The following is a 16,615-nucleotide window of genomic DNA, read 5'->3' as shown; positions in this document are numbered from 1 at the left end:
TCCTCCTACCTTAGTTCGAATGAAGTGCCGCCAATGCGTACGGGGACGCCGGCGGGGAGGGGAACTGAATGGCTCAGGCGTTGGCCATCAACCACTGTTCCATTGGTGCTTCCCAGGTCTTCAATGGCCCAGGTTCCTGTTGTGGGATCAACATAAACACGAGCATGGTGGGAAGAAACAAACTCATCGTTGAGAACAACAACATTATCGCTGGCCCGGCCCAGTGTAATGGACTGGCTTCCTAAAGTGTAGGTGGTGCCAGACAGGGGACCGTCAATAATGGTCAGAACGCTGGCCCGGCCCTGCTGCCGTCCTGATTCTGCCCCCCGCAGAGGGGCAGGCGATGCCGGAGCAGCCGTCGACCGGGCGAAGTGCTGATCTGATTCAGCTTTTTTGCTGCGTTTGCGGGGAACCGGACTCATTTGTGATACATCTTTGCGCAAAGAACGTACGGCAAGAAAAACAAAGAACCACAGCAATGCCAGGAACCCGTATTTCATAACGGCGAAAGTGAGGTCTGTAATCATTCTTTTGTCCGAAATCTTAATTAGGCGCAGCTGGTGAGGTCAGGTGCAGCGCTTGCAGTGTAGTGTTCCCTGCTTCTGCGCTTCTTTTCCTGCCGGCCAGGCTGCAGCGGTCTGGTGGTCACCGTGCTCTCTACTGTTGCACCTGTGAAGATGCCCAGAAGAGGATGCGGGTGCGGCCAATAGTAATGGTGTTTCCATCTACCAGTGTAGCAGCAGGAACTTGATGTCCTTCCACAAAAGTCCCATTAGTGGATCCCATATCCCGGGCAATGACCCCTTTATCGGTAATGTCTATTTCCAAATGATGCCGGGAGATACCAGGATCGTCAATCACGATATCGCAGTTGGATCCCCTGCCCAGAACGGTTTTATCAGCTGTTAGCAGATATTGACGACCGTTAATCTCCAGGATGGGGCAATCCTTACCTTCGTTGTCAGTAGTGACAGGGGCGGCATTTCCCTGCACAGATTCGCTGGTCAGCTTGTAGTCTCCCCGGGCTAAATCCAGATCCTCTTCGAAGATCACCACCACCGGCCCCACAAAGGCATAATGCTGACCTTCTGCATATTTGGTCAGGTTGTCTGCGAGCTCGTTGGCCAAAGCTTCCGATCCCCACTGCTCAATATGGTCGAAATCTGGGGTAGAGAGTTTGAAACGATACTCGTTGGGGGCCACTGTCCGGTCTCCTCGGACAGCCATTGCCTGGGAATCAATCTCGCGCTCTAAAGCGCTGGATAGGTCCACGGGCTGAAGGTCCTTGGAACCAAATTTGGAGAATACGCCGTTGACGGCGCCTCCAATACCTTTTTCGAATTTATCGAGAAAGCCCATAACAGTCCTTCCTTTTGCGCTCTTCGCCTTAGCGGTGTACGGGTACTGGTCTTATGGCTCAGGCGACGCGAGATATGCGCAGCACAAACCACACTATTACTAGGTTATTATTGCAAAGACTGAAGAATTGCATCTTCTTTGTCCTGGATTTTTACTGTATTTCCATCTATGGGGTCGCTTTAAGGCGGTTATCAGGCCTGATGGGAATTGTGTTTCTCCTTTTTCAGGCGCCTAAGCGCCTCGTGTTGGATAGCGATGATGGAATTGGAAGCAGAGATATGAGCGGCCAGAAGCTGATCCCAGCTGACCCAACCGCCTGTAATAAATTCTCCCTGATCCAAGTGCTGAGCCTCCTGGTGCCAGTTGTGCAGGTGGATTACTGCAATGGAGGCCAGCTCGTTGGACATGCCTTCAGACGAGTAGAATTTTCCTACATGGTCAATGGAATAGGAGCCATCAGTCTGGTTGGGAACGATCCCTGTTTCTTCCTTTATTTCCCTCAGCATTGCCTGCTCCGGGCTTTCTCCCTGATCGATAAAGCCAGCCGGAATGCCGGGGACTATAGCCTGGGCTCCAATCCTGTACTCATATTGGAGATAGTAGCGGTCATGTATACAGTCATGGACCAGCATGACTGCAACCGGAGCATGACGAATCAGATCCCGCTCTATCTGGACAGGTTCCTGCTCTACCCCCTGAAGTTCTACGGTTATTCGATCAACTGCAAAAATACGGCCAGTAAAGAGCCGATCCTGGCGAAGAATTCGGCTCCTGCCGGCGGGTGTCAGATCCGGTGCCATTTTTTATTCACCTATTTATTCCCCTATCTATTTCCCTATCTATTCGCCCAGGAAATCAATCGATTGCTCAAGGACTGGAGCTAAAATATGGTTGGGTCCTTCGGAGAAGTCATGCATAGCCTGAGGAATGAAAACTTTCTCCACATCGCAGTCAGCTGCCTGAGCCATATCAATAAATTCGTCCTGTCGGTCCAAACGGACAAAAGTATCATTTTCTGCTTGAAAAAGCATGATGGAAGCCTGGATTTTAGCACAATTTGCTGGATTCAGCAGAGATTTTTTCAGTCCAAAGGTCTGCAGGACCCACTGGTAAGAGGCCGCACAGGTTTGGTACCGTTTGTCGGTCAGTCTGGTATCAAAACGCCATTGGGCTCTGGCAGCTGATAGGCCCCGAATGCTGTTAGGATCCAGGACGGGACTGAAAGGTTTTTGAGCAAATACCCGATTCTTTCCTTTGCCTGCCCGGCAGAAGGCTCTTGCTATTCTTTTGGCTACAGGCCCTGGAATACCGGCCATTTGGGCTTCAATCATGGGGGAAGTCAGGATGATCTTACTGAAGATATCAGGGAATTGTTGGGCCACACTGATCCCAATGCCTCCTCCCATGGAATGGGCAAAAAGATACAGATCACCGCTGGTTTGGGGGCGGACTACCTCCTGGGCGAACTTAGCTAGATCCACCACATAGCGCCGCCAGTCATCAATCCAGATAACTGAAGGATCTGTCACATCATGAGGGGACAGCCCATGACCACGGTGTTCCATGATCCACACATCGAAACCGGCTTGGAAGAAATAGTAGGCAAGCTCGGTGTAGTGGGGAATAATGCCTGTAAATCCATGAGAAATGACTATGCTGGGGCGTTCTTCAATGGTGCTTCCTTCAGGACCGCTGCCCTGGCCGTCATTACCCAGGTCTTGATTTTGGCTGGAAGCCAGAGGATGCCGGTAAGACACATAATGAAGCATGCCATGATGTGAGCCTGCAGGGGTAGGCAGCTCTTTCAAGCCAGGGTAGGTTGCCGGGTTCATCCATCCATGCGTGCAGACCTTGGTCGTAGCAGGGAGAACTGTTTTCTCCATTGTTTCTGCATAGGTATTCTCATCCAGCAGGGTGATGGCCTTGCCCTCTGTAATCATCGTTGAAACCATATGTTTATCTTAAAACATACTCACGAATGCCAGGCCGTCTTCTACCTCTTGGGTAGTATAGTAAGTTGTTCAATAAGCGCCGGCAATTCAGGAGGCAAACGCAACATGGTGTGGCGGATTTTTGTGCGGGATTTTCTCCGTGTTTTGCGCAATCCTATTGCACTTATTGTCACTATTGCCATTATATTTTTACCCGGCCTGTATTCGTGGGCCAATATAGCTGCCAACTGGGACCCATACTCCAATGCTAAAAATCTTCAGGTAGCCGTAGCAAATAATGATGCCGGTTCCCACAGTCAGTTGACCGGAACTATCAACGTGGGCTCTCAGGTAGTGACACAGTTGAAAGATAATCATTCCCTGGGCTGGCAGTTTGTGACCAATGCCCAGGCTAAGGAGGGGGTAGCTTCTGGTAAGTATTATGCAGCCCTGATTATTCCTGAAAATTTCAGTTCTCACTTAATCGGAGCCTTACAGGGAACAAGCAGCCGGCCTCGCCTGGTTTATTATGTGAACGAGAAGCTAAACCCTATTGCTCCCAAAGTCACTGATATTGGGGCAGAAACAATAGAAGAGAACATTAATACCCAGTTTATCAAGCAGGTGAGCAAGGCTGTTGTCCAGCAGCTGAAGAAGGGCAAATCCCAGGCACTTGGAGATATATCCTCTTCCAGGAATGATGCTGTTGCTACTATCGATGATGCTATAACTGATATCTCTTCCACCCAAAATTCCATGAACTCTGTGGTGGCTTCCCTGAATAAAGCCAAGGGATCCTTGGATTCGGTAGATAAGACTTTGTCCGATCTGGATGGAACTATCAGCAATCTGAGAACATCTCTTAAAACAAGCCAAAATCTTATTGATACTACTCAGTCCGGTCTTCATAGGTTTAGTTCTTCAGCCAGTTCTGTTCTTACTTCCGGGGCTGCTAACATGTCTCTTCTGGCGATTCAGGTCAACACGGCTTCAGCTACGGTAAATCAATCCATCAGTGATGTATCTGCCCAAGCTGGTAAAGCGGAAGCCAAGCTGACTTCTATTGTTGCCCTGAATGAGAGTGTGGTTTCCCAACTGCAAACAGCCTTGACCTCATCGGGGCTGAACAAAAATTCAGATCTGTATCAAAAGCTCAGTTCCAGAATTTCTTCCTTGAAAGCCCAAGCAGATGCTCAGCGTTCAGCCCTGCAAACATTTACTTCTTCCTCCTCTGCTTCCCTGGCTGCTTCTCAAAAGGCCGCTTCCTCTTTAGGATCGGCTATATCTTCTGCTGCGACCAATTCTGCTAACACATTGAACACAGCTAATTCCCAGATAACGGGCACTATGATCACATCCCTGGATTCAACCCTGGGATCCCTGAGGTCAGTCATGGGATCAGCTGACGGAACCCTTATTGCCCTTCGGTCCGACATTCGCCAAAGCCGGAACATTCTTGTTCAGCTGTCAACCCTGATGGATCAGACCTCTTCTACCCTGAAAGCCGGCAGAAAATCGTTGAATTCTGCGAAAAATCAACTGGACTCTGTTCGCACAGATCTGATTGCTTTAGACAGTTCAGCCGCATGGAAGAAGATTCAGGGAATTTCGCCTGATCCTAAGGAAATAAGTGCTTTTATTTCTTCCCCTGTTTTACTGAATACGAAGACTGTTTACCCCATCAGCAATTACGGATCGGCCATCGCTCCTTTCTATACCAATTTAGCCCTGTGGGTAGGTGGTTTTATTCTTATTGCTATTATCAAAAGTGAAGTTGACCGGGAGGGCCTGAAGCGTTTTAGTGCCCGGGATGCTTATTTGGGCCGGCTGATGATGTTTCTCTTAGTGGGTCTTATGCAGGGCCTGGTTACTGCTGCCGGAGACCTTCTCATGGGAATTCAGTGTCAAAGTCCTGGTCTCTTTATTCTTGCCAGCGTCTTTCTTTCCTTTACCTATGTAAGCATTATTTATTCCCTGGCCATAGCTTTCAAGCATATAGGCAAGGCGATTGCAGTTCTTTTGGTTATTGTGCAGATTCCCGGATCATCCGGTACGTACCCGATTGAACTTATGCCTAAATTTTTCCGGTCTATTGAACCGTGGCTTCCCTTTACTTATGGGATTAATGCCATGCGTGAGACCATAGGAGGTATGTATAGGGGAGCATATTGGCATAATTTGGCCATGCTCCTGCCTTTTGTTATTGCAGCTTATTTCATTGGGATTTTTGTTCGGCCTTACCTGTTGAATCTTAATGCCCTCTTCGACCGTCGTTTGAGTGAAACCGACTTATTCATTGCGGAAAAGAATAATTTGACCAATTCCCGCTTCCGTCTGTCCAATGTTTTGCAGAATTTGTTGGATAACGATGAGTATAAGGAAAGAATCCAGAAGCGAACTCAGGCCTTCCTCGAGGTTTATCCTCGTCTGGTAGTGGCTGGGATTGTAGCCATTGCGGTTATTCCTGTTATCTTCTTAATTCTGATGTTTGTGGTTCCTGTCAAGATAGGCTTCCTCATTGCCTGGATTGTGTCCATTATTGTTATTGATACTTTCTTGATTGTCTTGGAATATATGCATGATTCTTATATTCGCGAGCTGGGTTTGAGTGAGATTCCGGATGAGGGAGCCAGGCTGGATTTGCTCAGACGCATTCGAACCCGGTGGTTCCCCAGCAACTCTTCGGCTGAACGCCTTAGTAAAGAGCATCCTCATATTAAGGAGGAGCACAAGTGAAGTATATTTGGCGTATTTTTATTCGTGACTTAGAGAATGCCACCAAGAATGTAATTGGTATTGTGGTTCTGATGGGACTGGTCATCGTGCCAGCCATGTATGCCTGGTTTAATATTGCCGGCAGCTGGGATCCCTATGGGAATACCAAAAATCTAAAAGTAGCAGTGGTCAATTCTGACAAAGGGTACAAGTCTGATCTAGTCCCGGTGACTATCAATGTTGGCAGCACAGTGGAATCTACTTTGCGGTCGAATAAACAGCTGGACTGGCAGTTTCAGGACCAAAAAGCTGCAGTAGATGGGGTTTATTCGGGAAAATATTATGCTGCTATTATCATTCCCACGACTTTCAGTAAGGATATGATGACTCTTTTCTCGCCTCATGCTCACCGGGCGAAGCTGATTTATTATATTAATCAAAAATCAAATGCTATTGTTCCCCATATTACCGATCAGGGGGCTGATACTATTGTTGCCCAGATTGATTCCACCTTCTCTAAGACCCTGGCCAATGTAGCCCTGGATCTGGCTCAGTCCCTGTCTCATTATGCCAAAGTTGGCAATCTGGACTCCTACATATCGAAAGCCATAACCAATGTAGATACTTCTGCTTCCGGTCTTGAGACCGCTGCTCAGCAGATGAAAGCCTATTCTCAGCTTCTGGCCAGTTCTGCCTCCCTGCTCATTTCTGCTCAGGATCTTATGCAATCAACGGGGGATGAAGCTAATAATCTGGCCGATTCCCTCAACAGTACAGTTTCATCCCCTACTTCCCTCGAATCTGCTCTAAAAACTTCTGCCGCGGCTATGGATGCAGCCCTTCAGGCTGGCCAAAAAAGTCTGGATTCTGTGGCCAGCCAGATTGATTCTCTGTCCGAAGGGGTTTCTTCTGCTACTCATCAAGTTAGTCAGGAAACTCAGGCTCTGTCAACAAAAGTGAGTTCTCAGGCTTCTGCTTACACCAATGCGGCTAACTCCCTGCAGAAGCTTCGGGATTCTATTGCAGCGGCTCCAAGTCATGGTACTTCTGACTCTTCTTCCCTCAACTCTTTGACTGAAGCTGCCCGATCCCGTCTGGAAGGTGCGCTGGATGCTCAAATCAGTCAGCTGCGCTCGCTGGCGGCAGATCATGCCAATCTGGCATCGCTGGTGAGGCAAGTCGGCGCATCTTTGCAGAAGACAGACTCAACTCTGGCTTCGCAGAAAGCAGCCATGAAGCAGCAGATAGCAAAAACTCAGTCAGGTCTGCAATCAGCCCGGACTCAGTTTAGGACTACCGTGGAGCCTCAGCTAGATAAACTTTCTGCTTCTTTATCCAGGGTTTTTGCCAGTACTCGGACACTAAGCCAAGACTTGTCTAAGGCCGGCGGGCAGGTTTCCAATTTGAACAAATCAACGGCAGCAAGTTTGGCCAGCGTTCAAAAATCTCTCAATTCCAGTTCTCGGCATTTGGATCAGGCTGCAAGAAGGCTGCGCCGCTTGTCTTCTACCTTGAAAAAAGGCGGTTCTCAGGGTTTGTTGGCTACTATGAAATCCAGCAAACAGACCAATGCAGCTATGGTGGCGACCCTTTTGTCTCAGCCAGTGATTCTTTCCCGACAGGCAGTTTTCCCTGTAGAAAATTACGGGTCGCAAATGGCCCCCTTCTATACAATTCTGGCTATTTGGGTGGGGAGCGTCATTCTTGTGGCCATGATGGAAGTCAAAATTTCAGATAAAGGTAAGGCTGATGCCCTGCGTTTAAAGGAGATTCCTGTCTTTGCTTCTGGGAAGCCATTGCGGCCCCAGACCCCGGGCAATATGAAATCCTTTGGCTTGCGGCTCGACCATGAATATTTTGGACGCTATCTGATTTTCCTTCTTTTGGCTCTGGCTCAAGCCACCCTGATAGCTATGGGTGATTTGTGGTATCTGAAAATTCAGTGTCGCGATCTCGGGCGTTTCTTTGCTGTTTGTTGGCTATGCGCCTTAACTTTCTCCAGCATGATGTATGCACTGACTGTTTCCTTTGGGGCAGCGGGTAAGGCTATTGCGGTTATTCTGCTGGTAATGCAGGTGGCAGGGACAGGCGGAACCTTCCCCATTCAAATGCTGCCCAAGCCCTTCCAGGTTATTTTCCCTCTTTTCCCCTTTCCCTATGGAATCACTGCTATGAGGGCAGCTATTGCAGGGTCATATCAGAACGAGTTCACTGTTTCTATGGTTCAACTGTCTCTCTTTATTCTTGTGGGCCTTTTTATAGGGATCGTCCTTCGCCGGCCTTTTGTACTCCTGACTACCTGGTTTACTAATAAGGTAGACAGCACTAAAGTCTATTAGAATCTGCCAGAGTCTGGTTCACAACAATAGTTTTTAGCAGTTTCATTGACCCGTTGCCATTGACCCGTTGATGGTTTGGTGGTGACCTGGTGGTGGATTGGCGGCCGCAGGTTTTACAGCAGGCAGGTCAGGAGAGCTATGATTGCCAGCCCGCCCTGCCTGAGAATAATCATTCTATCAACAGTAAAGCTGCCATAAGCTGCTACTGCAATAATATAAACTAAAAGACCAATCACCGCTGTCTTGCTTCCCAGAAGAAAAACTGCCAGCAGAAGGAGGACAGCAATACCTAGGTTATAGACGCCCTGATTCTTCATGGATACGTTCATATCATGGCTTTTCAGGGATTGGACCGATACTCCAAAAGTTTCAGCGGTTTTCTTTGATGTTGTCGCCAGAGTTTCCAGATAAAAAATAAAAATAAATTCGAGAGCCACCAAAATGCAGAAAATCTTTGTAACGAGGGCCATTTTTCTCCTTATAGGTATCACAGGTAGGAGAGGGGAATGGCAGATGCAAAATCAAAAAGGCAAAGGTGCGTGATTCTTGTTTTCCTATCTGACATCCCGGGACTACCTAAAGTTCTTAAAAAGGGAAAACGATAAAAACGTGCGCACGGGGGGAGTTGAACCCCCACGACCTTAACGGTCACTGGCACCTGAAGCCAGCGCGTCTACCATTCCGCCACGTGCGCGTACCTGACAAACTTTAACACGGCCCCTTCCCACACGCAATCCCTGTGTGGGAGGAGCGTGTCTCACCCTTTTGATCCATCCTTGTAAAATCGGGCCAAAGTCTCTTCCTTAAAATCAGCAAAGTAGCCGCCATCAATGGAATCACGGATTTCATCCAGAAGTCGAACAAAAAAGCGTTCGTTATGAATAGTGGTTAAAGTAGCCCCGGTCATTTCCCTGGCGTGTAGAAGATGACAAATGTAGGCTCGGGAATAATTCCTGCATGTGTAGCAGTCGCAGTTTTCTTCAATGGGTCGGAAATCTGTCCGCATGGAGGAACGCTTAACATTCCAGCGTCCGTCATGGGTGTAAACGGCTCCATTGCGGGCGGTACGGGCAGGGGCAACGCAGTCGAAAGTATCTCCTCCGTTTTCTACACAGGCAAAAATGTCATCAACTGCCGCGATTCCCAGAACGTGGCGAGGCTTGTTCTCGGGTAGTTCATCGCATATCCAGGAGCAGATCTGGCCAATTATTCGCTTTTCAATAGCACCGCCAATACCAAACCCATCAAAGTCGAGAGAAGCAACCTGGCTGGCGGCCAATCGGCGGAGGTCTTCATAATTTGCCCCCTGCACAACTCCATAAAGGGCTTGATAGGGTTTGCCCAGCCTTTGTGCTGTCAGCCTTTGATGCTCTGTCAGACATCGTTGGGCCCATCTGAAAGTGCGCTCCACAGACCGTTCCTGATAGTGGCGGGTATTCATAAGGGTAGTCAGCTCATCAAAGGCGAACATGATATCAGCACCAATTTTATGTTGGATCTGCATGGAAATTTCCGCAGAGAAACGTTTGCTGGCACCATTCAGCGGAGATTTAAAGGTAACGCCCTTATCATCAACAAAGGCAAGTCTATTTTTCCCTGAGGCAATAACGTCGTCTGATTTTTTGCCCTCAACATCCATCGCTAAGGTTTTTTTGAAGCCGGCTCCCAAAGAAAGAACCTGGAATCCGCCTGAATCCGTAAAGGTCGGTTTATTCCAATGCATAAATTCATTGAGGCCGCCTGCTGCGTCAATAATGTCTTCACCTGGGCGCTCAAACAGATGGAAGGCATTGGCCAGGAGACATTGAGCGCCAAGGGAATCCATCTGTTCCGGCAAGACCGCCTTCATGGTTGCCTGGGTGGCAACAGGGACAAAGGCAGGGGTGGCTATAGTACCGTGGGGAGTATGAATAATCCCGGTTCTCCCGTGTTTGCCGGGAATGCGAGCTTTAAGTTCGAATCCAAAGGCAGACCGGTCTCCGGGAGTTCCCGGGGCTGCCCCCAGAGGGGCAGGGAGCTTTGGCTGCGCCTGAGGGATAATTGTTTTCTGCTCTGTACCGCTAGATGCGCTGTCATTCATAGTCACTATCCTTAGCGGAAGGGATAGAAAAAAGGTGCAGGTATGACAAGTTCGCATAATTTAAGTGATTATGATCCGGATCCGGCTCAATCAGGATATGCTCAACGCCTACAAGGTGACATTAATGATGCTGATCGGCGGATAAGAATGTATAACTCTCAGCTGTCAGAGGCCAAGAAACGACTCATTCACCTCCATTCCATGCAGGACTCTCTGGGGCGATTTCATGCCCAGTTTGACGAGGACCAGAATAATCGGTGTAAGGCTTTGAGCGATTTGCGGGCCATTGGTATGGACAGTAAAACGGTCAGAGGATATGTAGAAGCGATGACAGCTCATGTTAATGGGAATTTAGCTACAAGCGTTACTGATAATTTCTCGGCTTCCCAAAGAAAAATATCTCATGCAATTGAAGAAGCTCGCATGCAGGTAGACCACTTGACGCGGATGATTTCTCTTGCTCAATCTGAAAAAGCACAATTACAGGAAAAAATGAGTAGTCAGGAGGACCAGTGATGACAACTGCTGTAGGGTCTGAGGACCCCAAACTGGTAATAGACGATGACTTCTTTAATAAAATTGGGGGACTCTGTTCCAGCGAGGGCAAACGACTGGAAGAAGTCTTTGATAATTATGTGGATATCCTTCAAGACATTGCCGATGAAGCTGTTAAAGATGGCGATATTCATAAAAGCACTGTGCAGTTTATAACTGCTGCCCGTATGCTCAAAGGGAAGGCAAAATCGATATCCGCTACTGCTAAGAAAATCTGTGGGGGATTTGTTACTCAAGTAGATACAGACGATCAGGAGTTATACATTTAATTCGATTGAGAACCCAATTTTTCTCTTATCGCGAGAACGGAATAGGTAAATGGCTGAAATAAATGTGAATAAAGATGAACTCAAGCAGCAGATTGCCCGCCTTAATAAGCTGGCTCAATCGTTGGAGGGAAAGTCGGTAAAAAGTCCCAGTGCCGGGAAAGGCTCTGGCTCTGCGCAGAGAGCCGCGATTTCCTTGCTGAAAGAATATAAAAGTCTGAATGATTCTTTGCAGAGGCTGATTACTAATTCTGCGGTCTTCTACCAGAATGTGCTGAATAGCATGAGTCAGGCAGATAAGAAGGCTGCCCAGAGAATACAAGGGAAGTAGGAGGGCGGACGAATGACAACCAGGGATTTTACATCAGAAACAAAAAATAAATTACTGAAGGTTGTTGACCAAGTATCAGTTCCTTCCGATGCGGCTTGGTACAAGCGATTTGCTGATTGGTTGGGGGACAATAATGCCCTGGTTCATGAACAGATGGACATGGATTATGTGAACGGGCTCACCAGTGTATCTGCTTACCAAAGAGACCTGATTGATCGTAATAATATGACCAAGCAGCAGATAAAAAAGATTTGGACTACAATCAACGAAGATAATAATGTTTATACATCCCGTCTTTCTGCTGTTGAGGCTGACCTTAACGGTCTTATTGCTGCTCTTGACAGGTTGGCTGAGATTATCAGCCCAAGCAAAGGGGCTTTTACTCCGGATGCTATAGCGAAGATAAATGAGGACCTTAACCACTATCTTCAAAACAGCAGAATTCTTGGCAAGCTGGCTAGTAAAGGTCTGACTGCCAAGGATTTAAGTGATTTAGGGAAGCAAGGACAAAAAGATCTGATAGATGGTATTCTAAACTTTTGGCTTAACTCGGTCAACCCCACCGGGGCTGAGGGGAAATGGTCCCTCTCACTGGGACCTTACCTGAAATTAACCTACTCTGTTTCGGCTGATGCTGACAAAGACAGTCCTGTCTCTCTCAAAGGTACTATTGATGATCAGAAGAAAATGATGCTGAACCTAAGATATACGGGATTTGCGGGCAATTCTTTTGGGCTTAATTCTAATGGCAATCCTACCAGTACTCTTTCGATACCCAGTGGTCCTGCTGCGAAACTTGGCGGCGGGTGGAGCGCGAGTAGTAGTACACAATTTAGCGGCGACGGTTCAAGAGTTGGTGTGTGGTCGCGTACCTACAAAAATACAACATATAGTTATTTTTATGGATGGAATACACATAATAGATCTATACACATTGGCTATAAAGTTTCATCTGATGTTGGTAAGTCTCGTGTAAGCAGCGAGGCGAAAATTGAGGCTAGCGTACCAACTTCAGGCTGGGGTAAGATTCCAGTTCCTGTTCCGTATACAGAACCTGCGCTTAACTGGTCCCCCGCTAAATGGCCGCGGTTCGCTGTGCCACAAGTTCATATGGATCCGGAGACTTCTCAATTAGTGGTAACTGTGCTAGGGCGTACTTTTGTTGGTATTACGGCAATCCTCATACTTGTAGGTATGGGAGCTGCTTTAGCGACGGCATAAAGTATTACATTAAAGGATTGAGGGCTTTAATGAAAAATAAGAAAAGTAATAAAGTTATATTTTCTCTGCTTATTGTGGTATCTCTGATATGTACTGGAGGTTTAGTTTATAGGTTTTATGCGTATAGAGTGCCTGGCGTTCATCAGGAACAGCGGTACTCCGTTTCGTCGGATCAGCGCTGGGTGAAGGTTGTTTATGATAAGGATTATGTGAAGCGGTCCGGTTTGTCGCCTCAGCGTATGGCAAAAAATCTTCACATGCTTATGGGGGTAAAGGTAAAAAAAGCTTACGCGGCTAAAGATGGGAGTGTTGTTCAGGTAATGACTGAATCGCAGCGTAAGAAGATCATACGAGCATTTAAAGAGGATATTGCTAAGTTTGGTAGAAGTACGAAGAAAGAAAATAAGAAGTATCGATATGTTGTAGGGAGTGATTATCGGTATTTGTCTGTTTGGCTAGATGAGAGAGTGAGCATGGACGGATATACTCAAGTAGTGGTTTTTATACCCGAAGGGTATAGTTATTTGTATTATTTGGAAGGGCATAGGGGTCCTTGGGATATGACGATTCGTATTTATAATTGTCATTCTGGTAAGTTGAAGTTGTCTTTTTCGTATTGGAAGCAGCCTCACGTGACCTGGCCCTTAAAAGTATTGAAGTGAGGGTGGTGTTATGAAAGATATGAATAATCAGGCTTCACCATATTCCGAAGTACCCGCTGCTTATATGCTCCCTATCGATACGAGTATTGAGTCGCACAAGCGTCTTTATTCCCGATCTATTCGGTGGAATCTTTTCCTTGTGGTAGGTTTCTTCTCTGCAATATTCTTAGTTTATGGTCTGCTGTTTTCTCTAGTGCCAACTGGAAACTCTGAATTTTTCTGGGCAGCTACTTCGTATATACTCACTGCGCTGATGCTTTTAATCCCCTATTTGTTGGTTAGGCGAGCGTTGACGTTATTTAAGAACAATAAACTGGGTAGATCGCTTTCTTGTCTGATTCTCTTTGCTGATGGTTTTGTTATTAAAACCGGAGATAACAATAGTTTAATAAATATTCCTGCTGAAAGAAAAGATGAGTTTATTTTCAGTGTTCAGAGGTTAAAAATACCATATCAGCTTCTTTATTCAGTAGTCGAGTCTAAGGATAGCTTTGATATTTTTCTTAACCGTACCGAGGCTGTTGTTATTCGTAAGCAGGATTGTTCGATTCAGGAAATACAGTTTCTGGCGGCCATTACTGATCGCTTTGGTTTGAAGAAAATCGAATATGATACAAATCGTGCATACAAGTGGCTTGGAACTGTTATAGGAATAGTCCTGGGCCTTTTGGCTTGTTTTGCCATGATGTTGAGTTCCGGAATGATTAGATATGGTTCTGGCCAGGGGAGTTCCCATTCTGCTAGCGGTATCAGCAAGTCGGTTTCCCATCCGTCGGATCAACGGCTGGTGAAGATTGTTTATGATAAGGATTATGTGAAGCGGTCTGGTTTATCTCCTCAACAGTTTGCGAAGACAACTCGAACGCTGATGAAGGTGAGGGTAAAGAAAGCTTATGCTGCGAAGGATGGGAGTGTTGTTCAGGTAATGACTGAATCGCAGCGTAAGAAGATTATTTATGAGTTTAAGGATTTTTTTCATACTTTGGATGCCCCCTTACACCGGGATAGTAAGGAGTATCGGTATGTGATCAGTGGTGATTACGGGCATTTGGATGTGTGGATGGACGAGAAAGTTAGTATGGATGCATACGGGCTTACTGTATCAAGCATCCCCTCCTGTTGTGGTTATTTGTATTATTTGGAAGGGCATAAGGGTCCTTGGGATATGAGGATTCGTATTTATAATTGTCATTCTGGTAAGTTGAAGTTGTCTTTTTCGTATTGGAAGCAGCCTCATGTGGTTTGGCCCTTAAAAGTATTGAAGTGAGGGTGGTCTTTTATGAGTGACTTGAGTGTTCAGAAAGAAGAGAAACCTCGCATACTGAGAACTATACTTGCAATTTCACTAATAGTGGCTATCGTTTGTTTAGGTTATAGATTTTATTCGCACAGAATTCAGAGTTTGCAGCAGGCCCAGTCATCTCCCCGTCCATCGGATCAGTGGTTGGCGAAGGTCGTTTTTGACAAGAATTTTGTCAGCAGAATGAGCTCCTCTCCGCAGAAGTTTGCTAAAACATTTCGTCTTCTTGCCAATGAAAGAGTGCATAAAACGTATGCAAAGACTAATGGTGATGTTGTACTGATCGTAACACGAGGACAACGGAAAAAGATAATTAATAATTTTAAAATACAAATTAACGGTTATCGCCAGAACGTAGTTAAAGAGAACAGACAATACCGGTATTCTATAAGTGATGATTATAAACATTTGAATGCCTGGCTGGATGAAAAAGTTAGTATGGATTCATACGGGACTATTAGTAGCCTGCTACCCTATGATTATTCGTTTTTGTATTATTTGGAAGGGCATAGGGGTCCTTGGGATATGAGGATCCGTATTTATAATTGTCGTTCTGGTAAGTTGAGGTTGTCTTTTTCGTATTGGAAGCAGCCTCATGTGGTTTGGCCCTTAAAAATACTCAAATAAAAGTCGATTAAAGGAAATATTTATGCAAGAAGATGACGGATTGTATGCTAATCAAGCTCCAGAAGAAAATGAGGAAGAGGAAAAGGAAAATAGAAATCAAGCAGAGACCCTTATTTTCGCTGGGAAAGTCAGGCTTCTGCTTCCCCAGGATTATCGTCCCTGGTCTCTTCCTGAAGATGTCATGAATAATCCTATTTTTTCAAGTCAGATAGACCTGACTACAATAGCTGCGGATTCCTGCTTTAGGGATCAGCGCGATAAGAAGACAACCTTGGTGGGCATGACAACAGACACACACTGGCAGAAAGGGAAGCTGGAAGAGCGTCTGGGCTATTACCACGTTGCTTTCTCCCGGTCGCTGCCCCTTTTCAATGATCATGATATGTCCTTCCGTCAGCTGAAATCTGAAGAAGAGACTGTTCCCGGTGCTTTCATTGGTCAGATGAGGTACAGCTTTGTCACCCCTGACCTGGATTGGTTCGGAGTCTTCCTCATTTTCCCTCTTGACGGTAAGGAAACTCTAATCAATATGACCAGCACTACTGAAGATTCTATGCATACTATGTTTGATTTTCAGGAGATTTCCGACTCTCTTGCTTATCACAATAGTCGGCTCTAAAGGTTGAAAATAGAGGGCATCACAACATGTAGTGATCGTGACAAATATGAATATCAAGACTTACTATTAAAATAAAGAGCGAAGTTAGGAAAGTCCTCTCTTCATATGAAGTATAAGAAGAACGCGCATCGCAGGATGCACGGCGCCACAGGAAGGATTCCGTTACTATGGCAGGTCAGATTAGAATTACTCCAGATCAAATGCGTTCTCGTGCCGGCGAGTATCGCGGTGAAGCGAACAAGGTTCAGGAAGTTATTTCAAAGATGGACTCTTTGCTGAATCAGCTGCAGTCAGAATGGGAAGGTCAGTCTTCTCAGGCTTATTCACAGCGCTTTGCTGAACTGCGCCCCGGCTTCGTAAAGGCTGAAGATCTGATTAACGAGATTGCACGGAGCCTGGATACGACTGCTCAGTCGCTTGAATCTACAGACCAGAGCATTGCCAGCCAGTTCCGTGGCTAAGCTTTTGCTTCTTTTCTGTTTGTAATTCACAAACGGATGGGATGGGTATGGCAGGCCGCTGGTCCGCCGAGCCCATCCCTTATTTTATAGTTAAGAAAGCACCGTGTATAGTGCTTTATGGTCATGGAATAGTAGCGGCAGCCTTACAG

Annotated in this window: 17 protein-coding genes and 1 tRNA gene; 11 read left to right on the top strand and 7 right to left on the bottom strand. The window is 46.4% G+C overall.

All coding sequences use genetic code 11. From position 1 onward, the window contains the following. Window positions 1-5 precede the first annotated feature (5 nt). The 4 genes from SCIP_RS07170 to SCIP_RS07155 form a co-directional block, all read right to left on the bottom strand. On the bottom strand, window positions 6-524 hold the full coding sequence (locus SCIP_RS07170; RefSeq protein WP_171821060.1) for an FHA domain-containing protein FhaB/FipA: 519 nt from the start codon (window positions 522-524) through the stop codon (window positions 6-8). 133 nt (window positions 525-657) lie between these two features. After that, window positions 658-1,359 (bottom strand): FhaA domain-containing protein, encoded by a 702-nt coding sequence (locus tag SCIP_RS07165; protein ID WP_006292367.1) that lies wholly within the window; start codon window positions 1,357-1,359, stop codon window positions 658-660. 191 nt (window positions 1,360-1,550) lie between these two features. Beyond that, window positions 1,551-2,159, bottom strand: coding sequence for an NUDIX hydrolase (locus SCIP_RS07160; RefSeq protein ID WP_006292366.1), 609 nt, complete (start codon window positions 2,157-2,159; stop codon window positions 1,551-1,553). A 39-nt stretch (window positions 2,160-2,198) separates the two neighbouring features. Then, window positions 2,199-3,311, bottom strand: a complete 1,113-nt coding sequence (locus SCIP_RS07155) for an alpha/beta fold hydrolase (RefSeq protein ID WP_040590338.1) — start codon at window positions 3,309-3,311, stop codon at window positions 2,199-2,201. Between the two features lie 105 nt (window positions 3,312-3,416). Between SCIP_RS07155 and SCIP_RS07150 the strand changes: the two genes are divergently transcribed. After that, window positions 3,417-6,026 carry a YhgE/Pip domain-containing protein gene (locus SCIP_RS07150; RefSeq protein WP_048349286.1) on the top strand — a complete coding sequence of 870 codons (2,610 nt, stop codon included), beginning with the start codon at window positions 3,417-3,419 and terminating at the stop codon, window positions 6,024-6,026. Then, a complete protein-coding gene (locus tag SCIP_RS07145) occupies window positions 6,023-8,344 on the top strand; it encodes a YhgE/Pip domain-containing protein (protein WP_006292363.1) in 2,322 nt (773 codons plus the stop codon). The genes SCIP_RS07150 and SCIP_RS07145 overlap by 4 nt, the downstream gene beginning before the upstream one ends. A gap of 113 nt (window positions 8,345-8,457) precedes the next feature. Here the strand turns inward: SCIP_RS07145 and SCIP_RS07140 are convergent, their stop codons facing one another. The 3 genes from SCIP_RS07140 to tgt form a co-directional block, all read right to left on the bottom strand. Further along, on the bottom strand, window positions 8,458-8,814 hold the full coding sequence (locus SCIP_RS07140) for a DUF1304 domain-containing protein (protein WP_006292362.1): 357 nt from the start codon (window positions 8,812-8,814) through the stop codon (window positions 8,458-8,460). A 140-nt stretch (window positions 8,815-8,954) separates the two neighbouring features. Further along, window positions 8,955-9,038, bottom strand: a tRNA-Leu gene (locus SCIP_RS07135). Window positions 9,039-9,101: 63 nt separating this feature from the next. After that, window positions 9,102-10,424, bottom strand: coding sequence for a tRNA guanosine(34) transglycosylase Tgt (gene tgt / locus SCIP_RS07130; protein ID WP_081442773.1), 1,323 nt, complete (start codon window positions 10,422-10,424; stop codon window positions 9,102-9,104). A 42-nt stretch (window positions 10,425-10,466) separates the two neighbouring features. On the opposite strand from tgt, the gene SCIP_RS07125 reads away from it, so the two are divergent. From SCIP_RS07125 to SCIP_RS07085, 9 genes are all read left to right on the top strand, one after another. Next, on the top strand, window positions 10,467-10,940 hold the full coding sequence (locus SCIP_RS07125) for a hypothetical protein (RefSeq protein WP_006292359.1): 474 nt from the start codon (window positions 10,467-10,469) through the stop codon (window positions 10,938-10,940). Beyond that, window positions 10,940-11,248 carry a hypothetical protein gene (locus SCIP_RS07120; protein WP_040590335.1) on the top strand — a complete coding sequence of 103 codons (309 nt, stop codon included), beginning with the start codon at window positions 10,940-10,942 and terminating at the stop codon, window positions 11,246-11,248. The genes SCIP_RS07125 and SCIP_RS07120 overlap by 1 nt, the downstream gene beginning before the upstream one ends. Before the next feature lie 49 nt (window positions 11,249-11,297). Then, the gene (locus SCIP_RS07115) at window positions 11,298-11,576 is read left to right on the top strand and encodes a DUF5344 family protein (protein WP_006292356.1); all 279 of its coding nucleotides are present in this window, start codon (window positions 11,298-11,300) and stop codon (window positions 11,574-11,576) included. 12 nt (window positions 11,577-11,588) lie between these two features. Then, window positions 11,589-12,797 (top strand): hypothetical protein, encoded by a 1,209-nt coding sequence (locus SCIP_RS07110; protein WP_006292355.1) that lies wholly within the window; start codon window positions 11,589-11,591, stop codon window positions 12,795-12,797. Between the two features lie 29 nt (window positions 12,798-12,826). Continuing rightward, window positions 12,827-13,459 (top strand): hypothetical protein, encoded by a 633-nt coding sequence (locus SCIP_RS07105; RefSeq protein WP_006292353.1) that lies wholly within the window; start codon window positions 12,827-12,829, stop codon window positions 13,457-13,459. Between the two features lie 10 nt (window positions 13,460-13,469). Continuing rightward, the gene (locus SCIP_RS08390; protein ID WP_006292352.1) at window positions 13,470-14,726 is read left to right on the top strand and encodes a hypothetical protein; all 1,257 of its coding nucleotides are present in this window, start codon (window positions 13,470-13,472) and stop codon (window positions 14,724-14,726) included. A gap of 12 nt (window positions 14,727-14,738) precedes the next feature. Beyond that, window positions 14,739-15,386 carry a hypothetical protein gene (locus SCIP_RS07095; RefSeq protein WP_050752348.1) on the top strand — a complete coding sequence of 216 codons (648 nt, stop codon included), beginning with the start codon at window positions 14,739-14,741 and terminating at the stop codon, window positions 15,384-15,386. Between the two features lie 22 nt (window positions 15,387-15,408). After that, on the top strand, window positions 15,409-16,005 hold the full coding sequence (locus SCIP_RS07090) for a hypothetical protein (protein ID WP_006292349.1): 597 nt from the start codon (window positions 15,409-15,411) through the stop codon (window positions 16,003-16,005). Window positions 16,006-16,172: 167 nt separating this feature from the next. After that, window positions 16,173-16,466, top strand: a complete 294-nt coding sequence (locus SCIP_RS07085) for a WXG100 family type VII secretion target (RefSeq protein WP_006292347.1) — start codon at window positions 16,173-16,175, stop codon at window positions 16,464-16,466. Window positions 16,467-16,615 lie beyond the last annotated feature (149 nt).

This window comes from Scardovia inopinata JCM 12537, assembly GCF_001042695.1.
GTDB classification, from domain to species: Bacteria; Actinomycetota; Actinomycetes; order Actinomycetales; family Bifidobacteriaceae; genus Scardovia; species Scardovia inopinata.
Note: the sequence above shows the minus strand (reverse complement) of the source record. Positions and strands in the feature narration are given on the sequence as shown.

What these genes read in the sequence shown, in the direction of transcription:
- SCIP_RS07090 (WP_006292349.1), top strand. Translation starts at nt 15,409, where the DNA reads ATGCAAGAAGATGACGGATTGTATGCTAATCAAGCTCCAGAAGAAAAT.
- SCIP_RS07110 (WP_006292355.1), top strand. Translation starts at nt 11,589, where the DNA reads ATGACAACCAGGGATTTTACATCAGAAACAAAAAATAAATTACTGAAG.
- SCIP_RS07150 (WP_048349286.1), top strand. Translation starts at nt 3,417, where the DNA reads ATGGTGTGGCGGATTTTTGTGCGGGATTTTCTCCGTGTTTTGCGCAAT.
- SCIP_RS07160 (WP_006292366.1), bottom strand. Translation starts at nt 2,159, where the DNA reads ATGGCACCGGATCTGACACCCGCCGGCAGGAGCCGAATTCTTCGCCAG.
- SCIP_RS07115 (WP_006292356.1), top strand. Translation starts at nt 11,298, where the DNA reads ATGGCTGAAATAAATGTGAATAAAGATGAACTCAAGCAGCAGATTGCC.
- SCIP_RS07125 (WP_006292359.1), top strand. Translation starts at nt 10,467, where the DNA reads ATGACAAGTTCGCATAATTTAAGTGATTATGATCCGGATCCGGCTCAA.
- SCIP_RS08390 (WP_006292352.1), top strand. Translation starts at nt 13,470, where the DNA reads ATGAAAGATATGAATAATCAGGCTTCACCATATTCCGAAGTACCCGCT.
- tgt (WP_081442773.1), bottom strand. Translation starts at nt 10,424, where the DNA reads ATGAATGACAGCGCATCTAGCGGTACAGAGCAGAAAACAATTATCCCT.
- SCIP_RS07140 (WP_006292362.1), bottom strand. Translation starts at nt 8,814, where the DNA reads ATGGCCCTCGTTACAAAGATTTTCTGCATTTTGGTGGCTCTCGAATTT.
- SCIP_RS07085 (WP_006292347.1), top strand. Translation starts at nt 16,173, where the DNA reads ATGGCAGGTCAGATTAGAATTACTCCAGATCAAATGCGTTCTCGTGCC.
- SCIP_RS07105 (WP_006292353.1), top strand. Translation starts at nt 12,827, where the DNA reads ATGAAAAATAAGAAAAGTAATAAAGTTATATTTTCTCTGCTTATTGTG.
- SCIP_RS07155 (WP_040590338.1), bottom strand. Translation starts at nt 3,311, where the DNA reads ATGGTTTCAACGATGATTACAGAGGGCAAGGCCATCACCCTGCTGGAT.
- SCIP_RS07095 (WP_050752348.1), top strand. Translation starts at nt 14,739, where the DNA reads ATGAGTGACTTGAGTGTTCAGAAAGAAGAGAAACCTCGCATACTGAGA.
- SCIP_RS07165 (WP_006292367.1), bottom strand. Translation starts at nt 1,359, where the DNA reads ATGGGCTTTCTCGATAAATTCGAAAAAGGTATTGGAGGCGCCGTCAAC.
- SCIP_RS07120 (WP_040590335.1), top strand. Translation starts at nt 10,940, where the DNA reads ATGACAACTGCTGTAGGGTCTGAGGACCCCAAACTGGTAATAGACGAT.